General features: G+C 37.0%; 17 protein-coding genes. 7 read left to right on the top strand and 10 right to left on the bottom strand.

What is annotated here, in order from left to right:
• Nucleotides 1-139 precede the first annotated feature (139 nt).
• Nucleotides 140-1093, top strand: a complete 954-nt coding sequence (gene ftsY / locus G440_RS0112910) for a signal recognition particle-docking protein FtsY (protein ID WP_026451692.1) — start codon at nt 140-142, stop codon at nt 1091-1093.
• Between the two features lie 97 nt (nt 1094-1190).
• Here ftsY and G440_RS0112905 read toward each other — a convergent pair whose 3' ends face one another.
• Nucleotides 1191-3089, bottom strand: a complete 1899-nt coding sequence (locus tag G440_RS0112905; protein WP_026451691.1) for a S9 family peptidase — start codon at nt 3087-3089, stop codon at nt 1191-1193.
• Nucleotides 3090-3186: 97 nt separating this feature from the next.
• Complete coding sequence (locus G440_RS0112900) at nt 3187-4266, bottom strand: serine hydrolase domain-containing protein (protein ID WP_026451690.1); 1080 nt, start codon at nt 4264-4266, stop codon at nt 3187-3189.
• Between the two features lie 191 nt (nt 4267-4457).
• Between G440_RS0112900 and rimO the strand changes: the two genes are divergently transcribed.
• A complete protein-coding gene (gene rimO, locus G440_RS0112895; protein WP_026451689.1) occupies nt 4458-5759 on the top strand; it encodes a 30S ribosomal protein S12 methylthiotransferase RimO in 1302 nt (433 codons plus the stop codon).
• A gap of 151 nt (nt 5760-5910) precedes the next feature.
• Here the strand turns inward: rimO and G440_RS0112890 are convergent, their stop codons facing one another.
• From G440_RS0112890 to G440_RS0112855, 8 genes are all read right to left on the bottom strand, one after another.
• A complete protein-coding gene (locus tag G440_RS0112890) occupies nt 5911-6282 on the bottom strand; it encodes a DUF4870 domain-containing protein (protein ID WP_026451688.1) in 372 nt (123 codons plus the stop codon).
• Nucleotides 6283-6351: 69 nt separating this feature from the next.
• A complete protein-coding gene (locus tag G440_RS0112885) occupies nt 6352-6873 on the bottom strand; it encodes a hypothetical protein (protein WP_026451687.1) in 522 nt (173 codons plus the stop codon).
• A 105-nt stretch (nt 6874-6978) separates the two neighbouring features.
• Complete coding sequence (locus G440_RS0112880; protein WP_026451686.1) at nt 6979-8331, bottom strand: hypothetical protein; 1353 nt, start codon at nt 8329-8331, stop codon at nt 6979-6981.
• A 207-nt stretch (nt 8332-8538) separates the two neighbouring features.
• The gene (locus tag G440_RS0112875; RefSeq protein ID WP_026451685.1) at nt 8539-9402 is read right to left on the bottom strand and encodes a hypothetical protein; all 864 of its coding nucleotides are present in this window, start codon (nt 9400-9402) and stop codon (nt 8539-8541) included.
• Nucleotides 9403-9899: 497 nt separating this feature from the next.
• Complete coding sequence (locus G440_RS0112870) at nt 9900-10592, bottom strand: hypothetical protein (protein ID WP_026451684.1); 693 nt, start codon at nt 10590-10592, stop codon at nt 9900-9902.
• Nucleotides 10593-10698: 106 nt separating this feature from the next.
• Nucleotides 10699-11676 (bottom strand): lipocalin-like domain-containing protein, encoded by a 978-nt coding sequence (locus G440_RS0112865; protein WP_026451683.1) that lies wholly within the window; start codon nt 11674-11676, stop codon nt 10699-10701.
• 457 nt (nt 11677-12133) lie between these two features.
• Nucleotides 12134-12892, bottom strand: coding sequence for a LytR/AlgR family response regulator transcription factor (locus G440_RS0112860; protein WP_034259514.1), 759 nt, complete (start codon nt 12890-12892; stop codon nt 12134-12136).
• 3 nt (nt 12893-12895) lie between these two features.
• On the bottom strand, nt 12896-14851 hold the full coding sequence (locus tag G440_RS0112855; RefSeq protein WP_245574859.1) for a histidine kinase: 1956 nt from the start codon (nt 14849-14851) through the stop codon (nt 12896-12898).
• A 373-nt stretch (nt 14852-15224) separates the two neighbouring features.
• Between G440_RS0112855 and G440_RS0112850 the strand changes: the two genes are divergently transcribed.
• The 5 genes from G440_RS0112850 (at nt 15225) to G440_RS0112830 (ending at nt 22618) form a co-directional block, all read left to right on the top strand.
• Nucleotides 15225-16928 carry a T9SS type A sorting domain-containing protein gene (locus tag G440_RS0112850; RefSeq protein ID WP_026451680.1) on the top strand — a complete coding sequence of 568 codons (1704 nt, stop codon included), beginning with the start codon at nt 15225-15227 and terminating at the stop codon, nt 16926-16928.
• Between the two features lie 283 nt (nt 16929-17211).
• Nucleotides 17212-18882 (top strand): T9SS type A sorting domain-containing protein, encoded by a 1671-nt coding sequence (locus tag G440_RS0112845; RefSeq protein WP_245574858.1) that lies wholly within the window; start codon nt 17212-17214, stop codon nt 18880-18882.
• Nucleotides 18883-19155: 273 nt separating this feature from the next.
• The gene (locus G440_RS0112840; RefSeq protein ID WP_157417981.1) at nt 19156-20289 is read left to right on the top strand and encodes a hypothetical protein; all 1134 of its coding nucleotides are present in this window, start codon (nt 19156-19158) and stop codon (nt 20287-20289) included.
• A 243-nt stretch (nt 20290-20532) separates the two neighbouring features.
• Entirely contained in the window at nt 20533-21738 is a 1206-nt protein-coding gene (locus tag G440_RS0112835) for a hypothetical protein (RefSeq protein WP_157417979.1), read from the top strand.
• A 574-nt stretch (nt 21739-22312) separates the two neighbouring features.
• Nucleotides 22313-22618, top strand: a complete 306-nt coding sequence (locus tag G440_RS0112830; protein ID WP_026451676.1) for a hypothetical protein — start codon at nt 22313-22315, stop codon at nt 22616-22618.
• Nucleotides 22619-22756 lie beyond the last annotated feature (138 nt).

The raw sequence follows: 22756 nt of genomic DNA, 5'->3' as shown, positions 1-22756 counted from the left end.
TAAAATCTACCATCCTCTGAAAAAGGGAGGGAACTGTGAAAAATAAGCTTTGAAAAGGTATCAAACTTTGTTAAAGTGAAAAAATCGAGTAATTTTACTGAATACTGAATACTGAATACTGAATACTGACCACTGAAACATGAGTCTATTTAAAAAGATATTCTCCAAGGAGAAAAAAGAAACCCTCGATAGAGGCTTGGAAAAATCCAAGACCTCTTTTTTTGATAAGCTGAGCAAAGCCGTAGCCGGAAAAAGCAAGGTTGACGATGACGTTTTGGACAACCTAGAGGAAGTTTTGGTTTCCAGTGACGTTGGTGTTAATACAACTCTTAAAGTAATCGATAGGATTGAAGCGCGTGTAGCCCAAGACAAATATGTGGGGACTGATGAGCTTAACAAGATTCTTCGTGAAGAAATTGCTGGTCTTTTAAGTAAAGTAGATGCGGGGAATGCAACTGAGTTTGAAGTTCCACAAAATAAAAAACCATACGTGATGATGGTAGTTGGTGTAAATGGGGTTGGTAAAACTACCACCATTGGCAAACTTGCTTATCAGTTTAAAAAAGCTGGAAAAACGGTAGTTCTTGGAGCCGCTGATACCTTCCGGGCTGCAGCAATAGACCAATTACAAATTTGGGCCGATCGCACTGATGTTTCCATCGTGAAACAAAGTATGGGCAGTGATCCTGCCAGTGTTGCTTTTGACACGTTGCAGAGCGCTGTAAACCAAAATGCGGATGTTGTGATTATTGATACCGCAGGACGACTTCACAACAAGGTAAACTTGATGAATGAGCTTACAAAGGTAAAACGCGTCATGCAAAAAGTAATTCCAGATGCGCCGCACGACGTACTTTTGGTCTTAGACGGTTCTACAGGTCAAAATGCCTTTGAGCAAGCAAAACAATTCACCGCTGCAACCGAAGTAACTTCATTGGCAGTAACAAAACTAGACGGTACTGCAAAAGGTGGGGTCGTAATCGGTATTAGCGATCAATTTCAGATTCCGGTTAAATATATTGGAGTAGGTGAGGGCATGGAAGATCTTCAGGTTTTTAATAAATTGGAGTTTGTAGATTCCTTCTTCAAATAAATACTTCTAAAGTATAAGCCACGATTTCACGAATAATTGTATTCGCGAATTCGTGGCTCTTTTTTTCTACCGTCTACCCTCTACCGCCTAACGTCTACTAAAGCGTTTCCTTTAACCAGCTATAAAACTCACGTTGCCAAACAAGCGCATTTTGCGGTTGAAGCACCCAGTGATTTTCTTCTGGAAGATATAGTAGTTTACTTTTTATTCCTTTTAATTGAGCGGCCTGAAAAGCTCCTAGTCCTTGTTCAATTGGTACGCGATAGTCTTTTCCACCTTGGATAATCATAATAGGAGTGTCCCAGTTGTCAACATAAGATATTGGATTAAATTCATTAAAAGATTTCTGCGCTATTGCATTGTTCTTTTCCCAGTAAGCACCACCCATATCGTGGTTTACAAAGAATAACTCCTCTGTGGTTCCATACATAGAACGCGTATCAAAAACACCATCGTGAGCTATAAATGTTTTAAAGCGCCCATCGTGATTACCTGCTAACCAAAATACAGAATACCCACCAAAACTAGCTCCAATAGCGCCTAAACGATCATTATCTACGTAAGGTTCCTTTGCAACATCGTCAATGGCATCAAGGTAATCTTGCATAGCACCACCGCCCCAATCACCACTAATGGCTTCATTCCATGCTACACCGTGACCTGGCATTCCGCGACGGTTGGGTGCTACAACTATATAGCCTTCAGAAGCCATCAATTGAAAATTCCAACGCGTGGAGTAAAATTGTGACAAAGCCGATTGTGGCCCGCCCTGTGCATAAAGAAGGGTTGGATATTTTTTGTTTTTATCAAAGTTTGGAGGAAGAATTACCCAGACTAACATTTGCTTATTGTCTTTGGTTGTTACCATTCTTTTTTCAACTGTCGGCAAGTCTAACTTTCCGTATAAATCTGTATTTACTTGGGTAAGCTGCTTAAAAGTCTGCTTTTTTAAATCGAAAGAGAATATTTCAGAGGCATGGTTCATATCGGTTCGTGTAACAATCAATTGCCCATCTTGTTCTGCAACAATACCAGTAACGTCAAACTGCCCTTTTGAAATTTGCTCCACAACTGGCATTTTTCTGGTTCTTCCTGGATAATCAACTTTAAATAATTGTTTGGTACCATTAACTGGAGCAGTAAAATAGATGTCTTTGCTATTATTGGCCCAAGTGAAACCACCCACTGTACCGTCCCATTGTGAGGTAAGGTTTTGTTTAACACCGTCCTGTAAAACAATAATGTCATTTTTATCGGCTTCATAACCGTCAGTCTTCATTTGAAGCCAAGCCATGGCACCTTTTTTTGAGAAGGCTGGGTTGGTGTCATAACCTTTGTTTTCTTCCGTTATGTTTTCAGTTTTTTTGTCAGCTAAATTGAACTTGTAAATATCTGTGTTCGTGCTCACTGCATACTCGGTTCCAGCCAGTTTCTTACTTACGTAGTAGATGTTTTCGCCTTTTGGGCCCCAAACGTAATCTTCATCACCACCAAAAGGAGCTTGAGGTGTATAGTAAGGTTGACCGGGAGTAATATCCGTTTCGGCGCCGGTTTTTAAATCCTTAAAAAAAAGGTGGTTGTAGCTACCATCATTATAGGTATCCCAATGGCGATAATCTAAAGAAGTGAAGACGTAGGCATCGCTTTTAGGAAGGTCTTTGAAAATATCTTTCCCCAATATATCTTTAACGTGAACGGATTTATTCATTAACAAATATTTGCCATCTGGAGAAAGGTTTTTATCGGCTACCTTAGCTTCTTCCTTTGTAACTTCGGCAAAATTGCCGCCAGCAACCCGCATGGCATAATACTTTGAATCAAAGCTGTTTTCTTCCATATTGGGAGTAGTAACCTTGTAAAATAGCACTTCTCCGTTATCGGAAATTCCAATTGGGCTTACTTTTTTCACCTGCCATAAAAGTTCAGGAGTCATTGTTTTTTGAGCGAACAAAAAGCTGGCGCCAAGAAAGGCCAGCAGGAATGTTATTTTTTTCATCAGTACTAAAATTGAATTATTATTAAATGTAAAGTTACTTAAAAAAGTTGGTTGTTGGGGCAGGTCGCGACCTGTCCGTACGTGGAAAAAAAGTCATTCAATAATTGAACAATACGCTCAATTTCCCCCATAGTTCATCGTCAAAACCCGAAGGACCTGGGTGCGGATTCCCTGCATTGCCACCCATACGAATCACAATTAAGTCTTGACTGGGAACGATATAAAGTTTTTGGTCATCTTTTCCTAAACCTGCAATGAGGTCATTAGGCGCATTGGGAATTAATTTTCCTTGAAATTCATGGGTTGTCTGCGGAAGTCGATAACTTTCCTTCCCGTTCAACCACCATAAATAACCGTAAGCTTTGTTGAGGTTTTGGGAGGTGTTGGTCATTTGGTCAAAATAGGTTTCATTCAATAATTGCGTTCCGTCCCAATTGCCTCGGTTTAGGTTTAATATCCCGAAACGCGCCATGGAACGTGCATTGCTAAAAAACACACGGTTGTATCCAAATTGTAACCAAGTTCCTGAAATACCAGTTGGACTTTTTAGTTTTTCTTCAAAATAGCTATCAAAACCCATTGGAATTGCGGAATCCAAAACTGGTTGGAGCAAGGTGTAAAAGGCGTTGTGATAAAACCAAAAAGTTCCTGGATCGTTTAAATATTGCAAACACGCTGGATCTGTGCAGGCTGTGTCGGGAACGTTATAATCACCGCCAGCAGTCATTGTAAGTTGATTCCAAATTGTGATTTCCCCTTCTTGTTGGGTCGTCATTGTTGTCCAGCCAGGACCCAAGTATTCAGAAGTGGAATCGTCTAAGGTTAAATATCCATCTTGTTGCGCTATTCCGGTTGAAAAAGCGACAAGCGTTTTTCCGGCTGAATTCCATGCGTGTGGTGTATTTGACGTAAAGTCGTTGAAATAATACTCCACAATGATGCGTCCATTCTTTAAAATAATAAAGGCATCGGTGTTTTTTTCGGCTAAATATGTTTTAAGCTCTGGTAGAAATTCCGTGTTCCAGTTTAAGGCTTCAGGGCTAAGGGTTTCCCATGCGGCTGAATCGATAGGAGGAAAATAGAGGGATGTAGCGCTAGTTTCTGTGGTTTCATCAGATTGGGAACATCCTGAGAAGAAAGCAAATAGTATGAAAAGTATTAAAATGGAAGGTTTCATAAGTTTAGGTTTTAGCTTTGACCATATTATGCGGATTTAGTTTAAAATGGTTGTACCTTTGCACGCTTTTGCCTTCGGTACATTTTGAAAGTAAGAGTAATTGATAAAAAGCAGTAAGATTTTTAGAAATACTTTCAAAACACTCAGGCACCTTAGGCCACAATTAAAATTTAAAAAATAGTTAAACAACAATGCGTACAAAAACCCTAAAGAAAAATAAAATAAACGTAGTAACCTTAGGATGCTCCAAGAATGTTTATGACAGTGAAGTGCTGATGGGCCAGTTGCGCGCCAGCAATAAAGAGGTTGTACACGAAGAAGAGGGAAATATTGTGGTTATAAATACGTGCGGATTTATTAATAACGCCAAGGAAGAAAGTGTAAACACCATCCTTGAGTATGTTCAGAAAAAGGAAGAAGGCATTGTTGATAAAGTTTTTGTTACGGGCTGTCTTTCTGAAAGATACAAGCCAGACCTTCAAAAGGAAATCCCCAATGTGGATGAATATTTCGGAACTACCGAACTTCCCGGCTTGTTGAAAGCTTTAGGTGCAGATTACAAACACGAATTGATTGGGGAACGCGTAACAACTACTCCGAAAAATTACGCGTATTTCAAAATTGCTGAAGGTTGCGACAGACCTTGTTCGTTTTGTGCCATCCCGATTATGCGTGGAAAACACAGAAGTACGCCTATGGAGGAATTGGTTGTTGAAGCCGAAAAGCTCGCTGCCAAAGGCGTGAAGGAATTGATATTGATCGCTCAGGATTTAACCTATTACGGACTTGATTTATACAAAAAACGAAACCTTGCGGAATTGCTAGAAAAGTTAGCAAGGGTTGAAGGTATTGAATGGATTAGAATGCATTATGCTTTCCCTACAGGTTTCCCGATGGATGTTTTAGAAGTAATGCGAAATGAACCTAAGGTTTGTAATTATTTAGATATTCCGTTGCAGCATATTTCAGATTCAATTCTGAAATCTATGCGTCGTGGAACCACAAAAGCGAAAACTACAAAATTATTGGAAGAATTTAGAGCTGCAGTTCCAGAAATGGCAATCAGAACTACTTTAATCGTTGGATATCCTGGTGAAACCGAAGAAGATTTCCAAACCTTGAAACAATGGGTAAAGGAGATGCGTTTTGAACGTTTGGGGTGTTTTACATATTCTCACGAAGAAAATACGCACGCCTATAATCTTGAAGATGATGTGCCGGAAGAAGTTAAAATGGATCGTGCCAATGAAATTATGGAAATCCAATCCCAGATTTCTTGGGAATTAAACCAACAGAAAATCGGTAAGGAATTTAGAGTGGTGATTGACAGAAAAGAAGGCGGTTACTTTGTGGGAAGAACAGAATTTGACAGCCCAGATGTGGATAACGAAGTGTTAATAAACGCCGAGGATGACTATTTGCGCACCGGAGAATTTTTCAATGTAAAAATTACCGCTGCCGAAGATTTTGATTTGTATGCCGAAGTTGTTTAGCTATTCTGAATAAATTACAGAAAAATATAGGAATATCGATTGATTTCTTTAAATATAAAACCTCAAAGATTGTTGAGCATTTTAGTTCATCTTCATCTTCATCTTCATTTTCAACTTCGATTTCGGCTTCGATTTCGATTTCATCTAGATATCATATCCCTTTAAACCACTCCTGAAATTTTTCACCTAAAATAGGAACTGGTTTTTTCTCTCCGTTTATTGCAGCTATTAATCCGATTATCCATAAAACCAAAAGAAATATACCGACTAGAAGTGAAATTAACCAACCTACAAAAGGGATTTTACCAATAATATAAGAAGCTAAACCTACAGAAACCAAGCCAATGCATTGACGTATGTGATATGCCGCAAATGTATTTTTTTTATCGTTGTTCATTATAAAAGCAATCAAGAGACCAAAGATTGTGATATAGCTAATTATTGCGATTGTTTTACCTTGCTCGATAATACTAGTAGGCTCTTCTGTTGTTTTTTGCGTCGGTGTGTTTGTTTCGTTTTCCATAGTTTTTTATTATAAATGAATTTTCAGCTTTTAAATATTATAGTAGAAAGTAGAATCTGAGAAAATTCTCTAATTTGACTGAAACTGTATTTCTTTCGTTTTCCCTGTGTCATTATCCAAATATTTTAAAATTAAGTTGCCTTTTTTATCGAAATGAGCCGCACCATTTTTAGTTGAAGAATTATAGCGGTATAAACCTTCTTTTGGGGTAGGCACCAAATTGGCATACACTTGGGATGAGCCTTTTTCATAAAGGTCAAATCCGTTTTTACTGCGTTTTATTTGAAAAACACTATTGTTAAGGGTCAACTTTTGAGAAAATCTAGTAGTCCAGGTTTTGCTATTAGGTTTATGCCAATGATCTGGCGTACCTATTCCTTTTTCTTCTGCTCTGGTAGCAGAGGTCTTTGTCGAAGAATTCTTGACTTTCTTAGAAGAGGTATCAACCAATACCTTCACTTTTGAGTTCTCTATATTTTGAAGATTTTCTGTCTTAGAATCTTTCGATTCCTTAGCGGTTTCTTGTGCAAATGCCGAATTTGATATTAGCATGAAGAAAAGTGCTCCTACATATAAAATGGCTTTTTTCATGATTAATTGATTTTAATTTAAATGAATTTTCTATTTTTTGTTTTCTCGTAATAAATGGAAATTTTTAAAGAAGCCTTCTGATTTAGCCTGTTTCAATACGAACTGTTAAGGCTTTTCAGGAGCAACGATTTCTTTGCCACTCCAATCTGAAAACAGTTTTGGCGTATTGTCTAAACTTAAATTGGCGTATTTTAAATTGGATTGTGCTGCATCCTGGACTGTAATTCCATATTCAAAACAATTGCGAAAAATCACATCGTGGATATTCAAGAATCTTGATCTTTCGAAAAATACAGCACCGTTAGGTTTTTTTGTGGTTCTGCCGGCGTTTTCTATGATTACATGCCCCATTTCATTTAAAGGGCTGCTGGACTTCACGTTTATTTGTTGCCAAAACCCAGCAATATCACGTTCCCCTCGAAATTTGATAGGCGCTTCTGGCGTACCGATCATTAACAGGGAAGCCTCTTCGGAAACGTGAATCCATTTTTGGGAAGACATTATTATCTCTGCACCTGGTGCTACTGTGAATACACCTTCTTTAATGGTGAAATTATTTTGAAGAAAATAAGGTACGTCTAATTTGGCCCAAGTGGCATCACCTCTCATGGTTCCACCTTCCAGATGGATGTAATCTTTTTCGTTGCCAGAGAATTTATTGGAGCCGTTAAACAATCTTAAGCGACTTGCATCAGTGTGTACTGGTATTTTATTTTTAGTAAAGTTGCAGTTATTCATCACAATATTATGGACGTCTTTATCGACGCCTCGCTTGGTAATCATTCCGTATTCTTTACTATTTGAAAAAGTGCAATGCTCGAGCTTTACACTACTTTTCTCATTATTGATTTTCAAAGCAGCTTTTAAGCCACCACCTGCATAATCAATGGTTACATAACTCATAGCGTTGGTTATACTGTTGCTTTCCGTACGAACACCCCACCAAAATCCTTTTATTTTTTCTTTTCCGGTTAGGACGATTGGTTTTTCAGCGGTGCCGTTCATCTTAAAGGAAGACTTCGCATAAAAATCTATTCCTGCACCTTGTTTAAAAGCAATCACAACGCCTGGCTCGATGGTAAGTTTGCCATCAATTCTTGCCACACAAGGGATAATATAATCTACAGGAGCTTCTGGATTGTCTTTTAAGACTGTATTTGGATGCTTGCTAAAATAATCGCAGTCCAATGTGATGGCCGCGGTATTGCCTTCCATAGCATCTGGACTTGTTGCATCATTATCTTCCTCTACAATTGAGGTATTGCTTTCTTGTGGCGGCTTTGACTTTATCTCACCGCTGTCATCATCAGTAGCTGATGCATTTTTTAACTGCTCTGTATTTGAGTCTGAGTCATCATCTATTGCTTCACCTTCCTTGCCATCGCGACAACTGGCAAAAACCATGACAATGAATAAAAAGAGTGCTAAGGCTTTGAGATTTTTTTTTAGGGTTTTCATTGTTAACGGGTTTTATGGATGAAGTATTTCTTAGGGAAGTTGTTTTTTGTATAATCACAAATAAGCTTTTTTCAATATGATTCTAAAAGGAGCTTTTATTAATATAGTTTAAAATTGGTTGTCAAGATCACCAGCATATAATACAAGAATTCGGTGTTGATAAAGACTTTAAGCTTTCGTAAAAAATTTCTTCCGGTTTCTCGGAATTTACAACCTGCCCAATATATCATTTATCTCATAATCGCTAAGATCGAAATACTTTGGGTCGGAAGATTTTTTAAAAGTTGTTATATCTGTTATCATGCTTGGTTTATCACTCTTTTTATCGAAGTAAATACTGCGAACCATCATTCCTCTAGGGAAGTTTTCATCTACCTTGACAGTAGTATCGGTCGCAGTTTCAGTAGCGAAGTCCCTAATTTGTCCTCCAAAAAGATGATTACCACTTAAATCAAGGCTGATGTCCTGGGTGACCCACGCATGCATTTTTGTGTCTTCTTTTGCATTAAGGTATATATATTTACGGCAGTTGTAGCCATTGATTTCCTTTTGTTCCTCAGTACGTTCCCATTGCCCGTTATTGTCGTCTATGTCACCTTGACTTTTTGCCATTTTTTCTACCATTTTCTGAAAATTAATCATGGGCATTTTCATGGCCGTTTTTTCTTTTTCGTTAATCATATAGGTAGCGGCTCCTTTATAATCAAAAAGCATTCGGGTTTCATTTTTATCGCCTTCGTTCATAATCATACATTCCCCGGTTTTACCAAAAATCATTTTGGTAGTGTTGGTGTCATCCAATTTACCGTTCTTTTTAAAAGATTGCATTTGCATTACCAAAGTTGCTTGTACGGGATTTTCAGGGACGGGATAGCGGGTATCGTTTTCATAAGTAATATCCTCTAGTGCTTTTTTGCCCTTTTCTCTTTGTGGTTCGGCATGCTTCTCTCTCATATCCTTTTCTACTTTCTGTTTTATTTTCCGTTTTATAAAACCGCGTTGCGCTTGTGCGGGTGCTATAAAAAGAAGTAGAAGTAATGTTGTCAGTGAAATTCGATATATTTTTTTCATAATGGTTTGATTTTAAATAGCTTGGATTGAGACTATAATATACACAAAAATATTAATTAAGGTAATAGCTGTCAATAGCCAATTAGTATTTGGTAGTTTTAATTTAGAATTGGGTATATCAAAAAGAGCTAGAAAGCATTCGTAACTCATGACCTTTTTATAGATACAGGTTGAATTTCGCTCGATTATTTTTACTGAGATCTTCAACATATATTTAATAACTACAGTATGGTCTGCGACTAGGGTTTTCCTAAAATATCTTAAATCTTTACTTAATTCTCTTTGCAAATAAACACTTTCGGTAAATTATTACTAAAGGCCACATTACTTTAGTGTTTTTGGAAATTCCAGGAATATTGTGGTACGAATCCATAATATTCACACGTGACCATATTGGCTTAAATAGTTCTTAATTTTCTGATGTTTTACAAGAAGCTTGTTTCGTTTGTCAGATTTCCGTATACAATTCACGCTCGCCATTCATAATTAGAAACAAACTACTTTTCTTTATAAACACCCATAGCTCTTTTAGGGCTGAGAACAATCGTACCCGAACCCTGATAAATATCTTTCTTGTTATCGTTCTTTTTAAAATCACCTTCAAAGCTGAGTTTAAAGCAGGCTCCACCCAGATTTGGTGTGGGCAAGACAAATTTTAGGTCTGAAAAAGTTAAGGTTCCAGAAACGGCACTATACCAATCGCCGTCCTTTTCGGGCCGTATAGTTAAACTGGATACTTGTTTTTCTGAACCATTAATATCGCTTAGAGGTTTAAAATCTTCATTCACTACAAAAAGACCAAAAACACCAGCTTCGCCACGGTTGTAATCCTTCCCTATGGTCATCATTATACTACGTCTTCGATCTCCTTTTTTACCTGTTGGCATTTGTTGATTGTTGTATAGCGCATTTCCTTCTTTATTTAATATATTCTCGGAAAATTCAATGGTTTCAGAGTCTTTTACCAAGGTTATATCAAAAGTGTGGTCTGCATCTGCTACCTTCTTTTTTTTATCGTCGGCAGCCTTCTCTTTCTTATCATCAGTTACCTTCTCTTTTTTATCGTCAGCCGATGCGTCCTTCTTATTATTGCAACTAGTTACAGCGCCAATGAGTACCATGAACAGTAGTGTTTTTAGTATAGGCACTGTTATTTTTGAGGTTTTGATTTTAAGTTGAGATGTTTTCATATTTAGAGGGTTTTAGAAGATGAAATTTTAAATATTTTTCACGTTAAAGTTTGCTTGTAGTAGTTTTATTTTTTGACTCAAAATTGAGTTTTATTAAAATAGAGACCTATTCTTTTATAAGCGTAAGTGCACTGCCATTTCTTTCTACTACAAGCATTGTCTTTGTAGGCGAGTTAATTTTCCAAGTCTCAATTTTACCATTTTGGATTATCTTGATTTGGTCATTCCCCACAGGCTCGTAAGTTCCAATTATACTGGAGCCAGCGATACAGTTTCCGTTACTGTGGTTTTCGGCGTAAGCTTTTATTTCAAAACTCAAATCTTCTGTAAATTGAAAATAGGTCTTTTTAGTACAGTCTGATAAGGGAGGTCGTCCTTCTATACTTTTGTAAAACCATTTGCCTGTGAGTGCTTCTACAGTACTCATCTCGCCATCAGGAGCCAAGGCACTGCTGCTTTTGGCGGTAATTTCATTGGAAAGCACCCGCTCTCCAGTAATCATAAACGGCTTTTCCGGAAATCCATAAACCACAATTTTTTCAGAGGTTACCTGCTCAATGGGCATAGCTCCCATCCTTCTGTCTTTGTGATAAAAGGAGAGAAAGTAGGTAGAGTCTATTTTCTCCAACTGGATTGTTTTGCCAGATTCATCTTCTACGCCATCAAGATTTACCGGGAACGTGTTATCTTTAGTTATTTCGAAATTCAATTGCTCTATTTCAGCTCTTGTTAAGTTCGTTTTTGTGGGTTTTAACTGGACAAGATCAATAGACTCGGTTTCCTGATCTGGTTTTATCCGCAACCGATGGGGATTTACAAACTCAAACGCTCCCAATGAAGCAGTGTCGACAACTAAGCGATTACCTTCGACATGGTAAGGATATGCCGCCTGACGTTTGTCAAATTCATAGAATATCGCACTGTCTTTGGTAAATTCTATCACTTTAGAATGCCTGGTATCTACTTGAGCTATATTCCATTTTCCTTCTAGGCTCTGCGCAACAGAAGGCGTACTACTAAAAAACAATGTACTCATCAGCAGTAAATCCAATAGTGTTTTAGATTTTAGTTGAATTGTTTTCATATTTAAATGAGTTTTGAGTTAAAGTGTTTTAATCTTAAACTAATGGGAAGGGAGAATATTAAATACAAACCTATTCATCTAGTAGTAAGGTTACAATAGCTATTTAGTATTTGGTAGCTATGGTTTAGAATTAGGTTGCTCGATACAAGAACCAAGTCGCTCGCTTGTCTTAGATTTCACTCGCAAACCTTTATCTCGTCTATTTTTGGAAGTTAGTTCTCGAAGTAATTTGGAAATAAAAAATAAACCAAAAATTCATGAATAATAGTCCAAAATTCCCGTCGCTCGCGTTCCTGGGGTTTCGCTCGTAAACTTTTGAAAACGCAGACAGCTCCCAACTTTGACAAAGTTGCTCCGTTTGTTTTATAATAGATCACATTTTATTATGTATGATAGCTTCTGGAAGCATATGAAAACTTTGTCAAAGTTAACTTCCGGTTTCCATGCTATCTCTTAGCTACTTAAACCGAAGCATCGTTTCTAAAATTTTGTTTATCTGTTTTGCTTTCTGTCTGGAAACGGGAACCTCTGCATTATTGTTCATAATAAGACTTCCACCATCGTATTTTAATATCCCTTTTACGAATTGTGGGTTTATTAAATGCGACTGGTGTACCCTTAAAAAACCGTGATCTTTTAAAAGCTCCTCTATATCCTTTAAAGTCCGGCTTATTAAAATTTTGTTATCATCTTTACAGAAAATGTTAGTGTAATTACTGTCGGACTGACACCGCACGATATTTTCGATTTCTACAATTTGATAGCCAATTCCCGTGGGCAACGCTATTTGGGAACACTCTTTCTTTTCATCTTTTAACTGATCCTGCAACATCTCCCATTGTTTGGCACTGGTTTTTTTACGTCGTTTTTCCCAGCTTGATAATGCTTTTACGATGCTTTTCTCGGTTATGGGTTTTAGTAAATAATTAATGGCACTATAGCGAAATGCTTTGATAGCATATTGATCATAGGCTGTTGTGAAAATAACATCAAAATCTATTGGAAGTAGGTTGTCCAACAACATAAACCCATTGAGGTTTGGCATTTCAATATCTAGAAATAACAAGTCTGGTGGATTCTTCTTGATAAACTCCAGCCCTTGCAGTGGATTGGTGAAAACCCCAGTAACGGTATAGTCTGAATGTGCTTTTTCAATTAAATTCTGTAACACGTTTGTGCAGTGGGTTTCGTCGTCAATTATAATTACTTTTATCATAATTTAGTTTTGATAGGTTAGTGTTATTCTCGTTCCTATAGCCTTGCCGTCTTCTTCAAGGTCGATCGTTTTTAGACGAATAAAGGGGGCGTTGAGGTGGTTGAAAAGCGTTAATCGATCATGGACAATTTTTGTTCCCATAGAATCGTGCAATTTTTTGCTTTTCGCGCTTTCCTTTCTGCCAACGCCATTATCTTCAATGATTATTTTTAGATTATCTGTAGTATCAAAGATAACGGTCAGTTTTTTCCCCGCTTTTAAACTTGGATGCAAACCGTGCCAAATAGCATTTTCCACAATAGGTTGCAAAAGTAATGGTGGTATTTCATATTGTGATAACGTTTCTTTAGATGTGCATTGAATATCGTAAATAAATTCTTCCCCCATACGATTTTTTTCTAAAGATAGGTAGAGCTCCAGTATTTCGAGCTCTTCCTCTACGGTAATTTTCTTCCGATTACTGTTTTGAAGTATGCCTCGAAGCAGACTTGAAAAATCGTCGAGGTAATCAATGGCATATTCATTTCTAGAATCCATAATCAAGAATTTTATAGCGGTCAGACTATTAAAAATAAAGTGTGGATTCATTTGTGACCTTAAGGCAATCATTTCGATTTCTTTGATCCGTTGTTCAAAATCGTCTTTTATTTTTTGCTCTCTTTCTTTTTCTAATTCTGTATATAGCTGGATGAGCTCTTCGGTCTTTTTATTCACCTTTTCGTCGAGTTCGTGATTCATTGTTATTTGCAAAAGCTGGTTCTCCTTTAATTGTGCGATTAATGCATCAGTGGTCTTATTTTTTTCTTTTCGAAGTATAAAAACATTTTTACCCAGTGCAAGTGAAAAACAATAAACCTCTGCCAGCAATCCTATTTGAAATATAATATTTGCTGACTGGCTAAAGTGCAGCATACTGTAAGCTTCTAGAATATTGGAACCAATAAGGGAGGCTATCAATGCACCAATAAAAAAGAAAGATTGTCCAATAATAAAATAGATTAATAATGGGTGTTTTACTTTATAAATTACCCAAAAAATCAAAATAAAATTTATGGGAAGAATAATGATCCTGATTGTGTTGAATAAAATAGAAGTGAGTTCTGGATTATAGAAATAGTGACTGAAAACAAACCGAAAAATGGCGTATAAAAAGCAGGTAAAGCCTAAATATTTCAGAATCTGAGCCAATAATTTATCATATTTTTTTACTGAAATCAAATTTAGAATGAAAAAAACATAAAATCCAATAAAGGCAAACTGTGCCGGTTCAAAAAGATCTTCGGCTAATTTTGGAATATGTTGAGTGATATTACCTGCTGGGGCTAAAGTTCTTCCAAGAACAATAAAACCATAGATAAGTTGGAAAAATAAATATCCCAAATAATACACATAGAGTCTTTTAACCAAGGTGAACCAGAACACGACTGCAAAAACCATAATGGTTATGAGCGATATGAGATAGAAACTTATAAAAGCTATAGCGTTCTTTTCGTATTCATAGTCACTCCGCAAATGCTTAAAATATCCTTTTTCTGAGTACAATGCAGGAACACTCTGTTCGCCCAAAATTTGAAGAACTTTTAACCTTACATATAATTCTGATTGTTGATTAGGCGCAAGACTTAATGGTGTAAAATAATTTATAGACTTATTGGCACGCTGTGACAACGGAACATAAAAGCCGTTTTTAAACTTTTCAAACCCTGATTTTTTTTGTTGATAAATGGTGGTATAGTGGTTTCTACTATATAAAAAGCTGTGGACTGTATCTCGGGATTGATTTTCAATTTTAAATTTTAGCCAAATCGTGGATTCTGGAGTAGGTGTATAGTTAGTGTTGTAGGATTTCCAATCGGTGTGTTTTTGAATCTCTTCAAAAGTAGATTCTGGGCTCGTTCGAAGTGCTTGAACTTCTTTATTGTTTAGTAAGGCAAGATTGTAATTAATGGAATCAGCCACAATCTGACCTTTTAATGGTGTCAAACTGGTTAGAAAATAAATTACTATTATAATTGAAACCCTCATGAGTTTACTAAAATACTAATCTATCTGGGATTCATTAGACCTATTTAGAATTTGGCTACTTTTAGTTAGTATTCGGTAGTTTCCTTCTTTATTACTGAATTCTAATCCAAACCGTCCGAATTCTAAGTGGGGGTTTCAGATTAGAGTTCTTCACTATATGTTTGTCTTCCAGTTCCATAATGCATAATTGAGATGCATTTCAACAGATGTGTTTTCAACGGTTGAGATTGTTTTCAATTCCTTATTAATAACTCCTCAATTATTTCAGCGAACAAAAATTAATTTAACAATAAAAAATCACAAAATCATGAAAAATGTAATTACTCTTTTAATGTGTACCCTTTTTGTTCTTTCGGGGCTATCACAAACAGAATCCTCCGGAGGCGAAATGCTAATTCCTGAAAGAACGCCAGAACTCAATGCCCTTTACCAACAGGCTAAACAACTTGAAGAAGCTGGTAGCGCAGCTGAGATTAATGCCAATCGGCTTGCCATTAAAAACGCTTGGCAGACAATAGATCCGGCTGTGGCTGCACTTTACAAGCCAGTGGCACCTGTTAGCGTGCCCAGAATAGCTGAAGGAAATTATGACGAGTCGAGATCTCCTGAAGATTGGGATACAGACAAACTGTTGCGGGAAGGTTATATAGATTGGGTAGATATGGATGTTACTGCTGATGGAGACATCTATGTTGCAGCCATTGAACGATTCACTGGAACTGGGAGTGATTCCAGCCTCTATGTTTATCGCTCCACCGACGGAGGCAACTCTTTTGTATTGTGGAAAAGCCTTAATTTATCTAATGTTGAGGTTCAAAAAATGCAGGTAGTTTCCTTTGATGGTACCGGCAACGAGTATCTGATAGCCTATATGAATACCGATACATCGTTTTTTGGAATTCGAATTAATATGGCCACTGGCGATTTTGAATCAGAGGGAATAGCCAACGATGTAACCGAATTCAGCTTGGACCGTGATTGGCCCGGAAACACAAATGCAACCCGAGTTTACGCTATTTACACAAAAGAGTCCGCTTCTCCAAAAATTTATTCTGCGAGAAGCACATCAGGAAGCTATGGGTTTGACTGGGTCGATGAAACACCAGTTCCCGGAGCCAACTTAGGTCAAATTGCCTTTGCTTACGGTAGGCTGGGTATGTGTTACACCACTTATCTTGGGCTTGGTAGTGGAAATTTATATGCCCGTCCAAACACTGACTATAATGATCCCGGCTCATGGGGAAGCCTGGCCGAATATGTGACCTATGGAACGGATATTGAAGTTCGCAACCCAACCATCCGGGCTGCTAGAAATACTCCATCAGAAGATAATGTTATTATTTTTACATCCAGCAGAGATGCTGGATCTACAGGTCATTATAACGCAAAAGGTTATAAACGTGTAAATAGTGGAAATTTTGCTGAGTTTACTTCTTATTCCGCTGGCGGCGGAGGTGATTGGAACATAGTTAAACCTGATTCTTGGATACGAAGAGTAGGTGGTGTTGAAACCATTCGTACATCTTATATTCGTGAAAATATTGATGGCTCTGAAAATAATGCCAATAGGTCACTTACATACAATGGAAATGACTTTGACCCATTGGAACCTGTGGCAGATACTGACAAAGATGTTTATGCAGGCTTTCCCGCAGCAATTGCTGAAACAGGAGACGGTTTGCCTTGTATGGCATTCGCAGGGTCTAGTAGCGCCGGTTCTTACGGGTATAATCTATACTTTGATGCAAAGACCGATTTGGTGGGTATAGAAGAGAACCTATTGGAAGGTTTTACTTTTTATCCAAACCCTGTAAGAGAAACTTTAAATATTGCTTCGGAAAACAAAGTTGAGAATATTTCTATCTATTCCTTGCTTGGGCAGGAGGTGATGCAGATTTCACCAGAACAAAAAAGTCCATCCATCAATGTTTCATCACTTGCCCCGGGTGTTTATGTGATGAAAGTTAAAGTAGATGGTCAATTAGGAACTTATAAAATCATTAAAAAATAGAAGAATGATTGTTTGATTAGTAAAGAAATGGAGCTGCTTAACTGCGGCTCCTTTCTTTATAAATTGCTTCTTTCTTACTGAATACTAATTCATGCTAACCGAATTCTAATTGTATGTTTCGTAGTAGGTTTCTTTCTTATATGTTTGTTTTGCAGGCTTATAAAGCCTAAATAACATATAGTTTAAAAAATGTCTAGTTACCGATTAAGATTATTTTCAATTCCTTATTAATTACTCCTCAATTATTTAAACGAACGAAAATTAATTTTAAAAACACAAAATCATGAAAAATGTAATTACTTTACTAATGTGTACACTTTGTATCCTTAAAGGGATGTCACAAATAAATTCCACTGGAAACCAAGTGGTGACTCCAGAACTCAAGGCTCTTTATGAACAGGCCAAGCAATTGGAAAACACTGGTACCGCTGCCGAGATTAATAGCAATCGGCTTGCCATTAAATATGCCTGGCAGGAAGTAGATCCACGCATGGCAGCACTGTACCGTCCACTTACTCCAATAATAGCACCGACAGTAGTTGAGGGGAGTTATGAAGAGTCAAGATCTCCAGAATATTGGGATACGGACAAGATGGTTCATGAAGGTATCATTGACGGATTTGATATGAGTGTAACAATTGAAGGTATAATCTATATAAGTGTTATTGAAAATGATACCAATGGTGATGCAAATTTACTTGTATATCGCAGTACCAATAACGGAGGCACCTTTAACCTTTGGAGAAGCTTTATTATTTTTGATGCGGAATTATGGAAAATAGAGACGATTTCTATTGATGGAAATGGGGATGACTATTTACTCGCCTATATGAATACGTATTACTCCTTTTTTGCGATGAAAATCAAAGTGGCCACGAATGATTTTGAAATGCAAGGAATCTCTGACGATGTGATCGACTTTAGTGTGGATCGAAATTATCCAGAAATCACTTCAAACCAAAGCGTTTTTGCGACCTATATAAAAGAACAAAATAATATAACTACGTTGTATTCCGCCCGAAGTACAGCAGGCAGTTATGGATTGGATTGGGTGGATGAAACCGAAATACAAACAAATATTGAAGGAGTTGCTTTTGCATACGGAAGAGATGGTGGATGCTATACTACATTTGTAGATAGTGCTTCAGGAGATTTATATGCCACTGCTAACCCAAATTATAACGATCCAGGATCTTGGGAAACAAATGAAAATGTGTGGTCTGGGACAAATGCCCAACTGTGGAGTCCAACCATTCGGGCTGCGAGAAAAGCCCCAGCCGATGATCATGTTTTAATTGGGATATCTTCTAAACCATCCTATAGTGAGAAGTTTATTTATAGATCATTTGTGAGAAAAAACAGCGATGATTACACTACAATAGGTGCGATTACTCCATCTAATGATGGTCACTACATATACGTTAATAGCTGGGTGCGAAGAGAAGATGACGTAGATATCATACGAACATCATTTGTTAATATATATAATTTTGAAAACAATAGAAATTATTCCCGAACCTATAATGGCGATGACGGGTTTGATTGGGCTCATAGGGTTTCAGATAGTGGTATCAATGTTTATAGCGGCGCTCGATCTATTATTGCTGAAACTTCAGATCATCAGCCTTGCATGGTATTTGCAGGAGACAAAATCAATGGGGAGTATGCGGAAAATGTTTATTTTGATGCTATGACGGAAACGGTGAATGTAGAAGAAAATAATACAGACAGTGTTACCGTATTTCCCAACCCAACTGAAGATGTTTTAAATATTTTAGCAAAAAGCCGCATTCAAAAAGTTGCAATTTTTTCTCAATTGGGACAAGAAGTCATGCAATTTTCTCCACAGCAGAAAAGTCAGTCTATCACTATTTCTGCACTCGCTACCGGAATTTATACAATGAAAGTCGAAATAGATGGTCAAATAGGTGCTTATAAAATTATAAAAGAATAAAAATAGTGTTTGTTTAATTAAGAAAGGGCTTACTGACCTGTGCCCAATTCATTATAAAAGCATTTTTATCCAAAAAATTAATACTAGTTAATTAACTTTTATACCAAATACTAATTGATATACACCAAATTCTAACTGGGGGTTTAAAAGCTTTATTGTGATAGGTATGTTTGTCTCTAGAATCTTACAAATTCGAACAAACTTAATTTAATTCACAAAAAAAATATTATGAAAAATCAATTAAAGAAAATGTTACTGTTAACAATATGTACAATGTCACTACTAGTGGTTTCCTGCTCCAGTGACGATGATGGACCTGGGGGGGATCCAGTAGGTGACGCGCCACCAATCGAGCTAGATTGCTCACTTTTCGCGGACGATTTAACCCTCGTGAACAACCCAGACGCACCAGTAGACTATATTATAAACTGTAATGGCCAAGTAAAGGGCAAACTGACTATCGAGCCCGGAGTGGTTATTGAATTCGGCCCCGATGTTGGACTTTCTTTCCATGGAACCTCTTCTATCCATGCTATGGGTACGGCTGATGAACGAATAATTATGAGAGGAACAGAATCTAGTCCTGGATGGTGGAGCGGCTTAAATTTCATAACTACTAACAATACCGGTATTATGGAATATGTTGATATCAGCTATAGTGGCGGTCAAACTTATAATGGGATTGGTGAGTCCAGTATAATAGTATATAATAGAGGTGCACTTATCATGAATAACTCTAGCATTCGTCATAGTGAGGGAACTGCCTATACGGCGGTGAGCGGTTCAAAAGTAAGTTTAGAGAATAATACCTTTACTGAAAATGTAGCGCCAATGACAATGACATGTAAGAATGCCGATAAAATATCTGCATCCAATGATTTTACAGGTAATGAAATAGATAAAGTTACAATAAGTGACGGAGCCGTGGGTGAAAATCATGTCTGGCAGAACATCAATGTTCCTTACCTCATTCAGGGAACTTTACGTGTTGTCACTGGAGGTTCAGTTACAATAGAACCAGGAGTAGAAATAGAGATGGCTACTGGAAGTAATATTAACGTTGAGAGCGGAGGCTTAAAGATTGTAGGTACCGAAGCATTACCCATAATAATCCGAGGGGAAAATCCTGGCCCCGGATTTTGGAAGGATATTTCTATCTCAGGTACCAATGGTATGAACGAGATTGCTTATGCAAAAATAAGTGGCGCCGGAGAAAATCCGGACACCAATAAGGGGGCAGTTTTTCTCTATTATAGTGCACAACTTAACATCCATGATACGGAATTTAAAGACTTAGCTTCTTGTGGTGTATATGGTAAATTGCTCCATTCGCAATCATCTAATCCAAATTATACATCATCAAACCTCACATTCATAAATACGCCTTGTAATGAAGCATTCGAGTAAGACTAAGACTTATAGATTATCAAAAATAAAGAACAATTGTTTTATTACCAGAGAAAAGAGCCCGTATAAGGCTCTTTTCTTTTTTAAAATGTTTAACAAAGTAAAAGGCATTTTATTTACGGTTTTCGACTGAATTCTAAGTGAAACCTACCAAATACTAATTATAGGTTTTAAAAAATCTTGCTCTAAGTATCTTTGTCAGCAGAATCCTACAAATTCAAATCAAACCTAAAATTTAAATTTATGAAACGTATTATGAAAAATCAATTCAATAAGCTGTTGTTTTTAGCAACTTTTACAATTTCACTACTAGTAGTTTCCTGCTCCAGTGACGATGATGGCCCTGGAGATGATCCATCAGGCCTAGCCCCACCAATAGAGCTTAGTTGTGATATCTTTGGGGAAGATGTATTGCTTGTTGATAATCCAGATGCACCAGTAGATTATATTATAAGCTGCTATGCCTCTGTTGAAAAGAAACTGACAATTGAACCTGGCGTTGTTGTACATTTTACTGAACATGCAGGTCTTAATTTTAAACCACAATCTTCAATTCATGCGGTGGGTACACCTGATAAGCCCATTGTTATGACCGGAACAGAGTTAAGCCCTGGTTGGTGGAAAGGAATTGTAGTCCATAGTGGTAGTAACACTAATATTATGGAACATGTAGACATAAGCTATGGCGGAAGCCAAATTGTTAACGGCGATGGTCCAACGAGTGTTGTTGTATATTCTGGAGCAGGTCTTATAATGAAAAACAGTACTATTAAACATAGTGAGAAATCAGCTTTTGACGCCAGATATAGAGATTCAGACGTAACTTTGGAAAATAACACATTTACGGAAAACATTCAGCCTTTAAATATTAGTCTTCAACTCGCACATAAGGCTTCCGCTACCAATGATTTTAGTGGAAATGAACTAGATAGAGTTCAAATAATTTCAAACCCTTCCGCAATAGAGGAAAATGTTGTTTGGCAAAATATAAATGTACCCTTCCGAGTTACAGGAAATGTAGGTGTATCGAGGCTCGGCAGCCTTACTATTGAACCAGGAACTATTATTGAGATGGAGCCTGGAACTCGTTTCGATATAAATGAAGGAGGTTTTAAAATGGTGGGAACTCCAGATTTGCCTATTGTAGTCCGTGGTGTACAATCTGGTCCAGGATCATGGTTAGGTATCGGTCTTGGCACAATCAACCCAATGAACGAAATAGGTTTTGCCAAAATAAGTGATGCCGGTCAAGACCCTGAAAACAATAAGGGGGCAGTCATTCTTTGGACTAATACAAAGCTTAATATCCATGATACCGAGTTTAAAGATTTAGCTTCTTGTGGTGTATATGGTTATTTACGAGTGGGACAATCAGAAAACCCAAATTATTCATCATCAAACCTTACATTTATTAATACGCCTTGTACAGAGTTATTTGAAAGAGGTTAAAACTTTTTCTTTTATAAATTCATTAAAAAATGGAAAAGCGATTGTTTGATTGGTATGGAGAAGAGCTACGTAACTGTGGCTCTTCTCTTTGTTTTAAATTTATAAACTTAAATATAAAGAAGAGATCATCATTTTTACCGAATACTAATCCAAACTATCCAAATTCTAAGTAGAGGTTTCAGGTTAGTTTTCTTACTTCTATGTTTGTTGTTAAATTTAAAAATGTTATTTCTTTAAAAATATATAAAGTCCATCCTTCAACTTTTCATCACCAGCATTAGGGGTATATGTGATGAAGGTTGAAGTGAATGGCCAATCTGGTTCTCCAATATGGAATTAAGTAGGAACCAAGATTTGCGAAAATCGGGCTTTTCGAAATAAAAGCTTATGTTTTCCAAAATTAAGAGTGTCGGAGGTAAACTAACGCCCTTCGCTAATTAACCAAGTTAAGAGTCTTCCTAAAGAATTTATTCTAAGGGAAGACTTTTTTGATTACAAGACGTAAATCCAATACCTCAATAAACGCGTGAATCCTTATTCTTCGATTCACTATCTTTGAGATAAAACTGCCACCATGATAAACTCTCAAAGATTTAAATTTCCAAAAACTGTGTTGTTTGGAATAACTGCATTGTATATAATCTTAATGCTGGCTACATACTTTCTATATTTTAAAGAACCCGTTATAGTTTGCGCGAAAAGAATGTTGGTGGCTCAATCTTTAGCCTTGGTTTTTCAAGTAATTTTGAATTACGTCAATTATCATTCAAATAGAAAAATTGTGATTTTTGCTACCTTGTTTGTCAGTGCCATGCTCGTTATGGGAGCGATTTCCGCTTTTTTCAATCTGGGTTTGATGTGTGAGATTTATGGATTTTAATTAGGAAATAAAACTCTGAAGTTAGTATTCACCGCAGACCTGCCTGCCGACAGGCAGGGGCGCGAAGGCCGCAAAGAATATAATTCTATTACTCATTTTAGAGAAAAAACAAATTTATAATATTTTAAAGCTAGAAAA

Source organism: Aequorivita capsosiphonis DSM 23843, from assembly GCF_000429125.1.
Classification (GTDB): domain Bacteria; phylum Bacteroidota; class Bacteroidia; order Flavobacteriales; family Flavobacteriaceae; genus Aequorivita; species Aequorivita capsosiphonis.
This window is presented reverse-complemented; position numbering and strand designations above follow the sequence as displayed.

What these genes read in the sequence shown, in the direction of transcription:
- ftsY (WP_026451692.1), top strand. Translation starts at nt 140, where the DNA reads ATGAGTCTATTTAAAAAGATATTCTCCAAGGAGAAAAAAGAAACCCTC.
- G440_RS0112905 (WP_026451691.1), bottom strand. Translation starts at nt 3,089, where the DNA reads ATGAAAAAAATAACATTCCTGCTGGCCTTTCTTGGCGCCAGCTTTTTG.
- G440_RS0112900 (WP_026451690.1), bottom strand. Translation starts at nt 4,266, where the DNA reads ATGAAACCTTCCATTTTAATACTTTTCATACTATTTGCTTTCTTCTCA.
- rimO (WP_026451689.1), top strand. Translation starts at nt 4,458, where the DNA reads ATGCGTACAAAAACCCTAAAGAAAAATAAAATAAACGTAGTAACCTTA.
- G440_RS0112890 (WP_026451688.1), bottom strand. Translation starts at nt 6,282, where the DNA reads ATGGAAAACGAAACAAACACACCGACGCAAAAAACAACAGAAGAGCCT.
- G440_RS0112885 (WP_026451687.1), bottom strand. Translation starts at nt 6,873, where the DNA reads ATGAAAAAAGCCATTTTATATGTAGGAGCACTTTTCTTCATGCTAATA.
- G440_RS0112880 (WP_026451686.1), bottom strand. Translation starts at nt 8,331, where the DNA reads ATGAAAACCCTAAAAAAAAATCTCAAAGCCTTAGCACTCTTTTTATTC.
- G440_RS0112875 (WP_026451685.1), bottom strand. Translation starts at nt 9,402, where the DNA reads ATGAAAAAAATATATCGAATTTCACTGACAACATTACTTCTACTTCTT.
- G440_RS0112870 (WP_026451684.1), bottom strand. Translation starts at nt 10,592, where the DNA reads ATGAAAACATCTCAACTTAAAATCAAAACCTCAAAAATAACAGTGCCT.
- G440_RS0112865 (WP_026451683.1), bottom strand. Translation starts at nt 11,676, where the DNA reads ATGAAAACAATTCAACTAAAATCTAAAACACTATTGGATTTACTGCTG.
- G440_RS0112860 (WP_034259514.1), bottom strand. Translation starts at nt 12,892, where the DNA reads ATGATAAAAGTAATTATAATTGACGACGAAACCCACTGCACAAACGTG.
- G440_RS0112850 (WP_026451680.1), top strand. Translation starts at nt 15,225, where the DNA reads ATGAAAAATGTAATTACTCTTTTAATGTGTACCCTTTTTGTTCTTTCG.
- G440_RS0112845 (WP_245574858.1), top strand. Translation starts at nt 17,212, where the DNA reads ATGAAAAATGTAATTACTTTACTAATGTGTACACTTTGTATCCTTAAA.
- G440_RS0112840 (WP_157417981.1), top strand. Translation starts at nt 19,156, where the DNA reads ATGTCACTACTAGTGGTTTCCTGCTCCAGTGACGATGATGGACCTGGG.
- G440_RS0112835 (WP_157417979.1), top strand. Translation starts at nt 20,533, where the DNA reads ATGAAACGTATTATGAAAAATCAATTCAATAAGCTGTTGTTTTTAGCA.
- G440_RS0112830 (WP_026451676.1), top strand. Translation starts at nt 22,313, where the DNA reads ATGATAAACTCTCAAAGATTTAAATTTCCAAAAACTGTGTTGTTTGGA.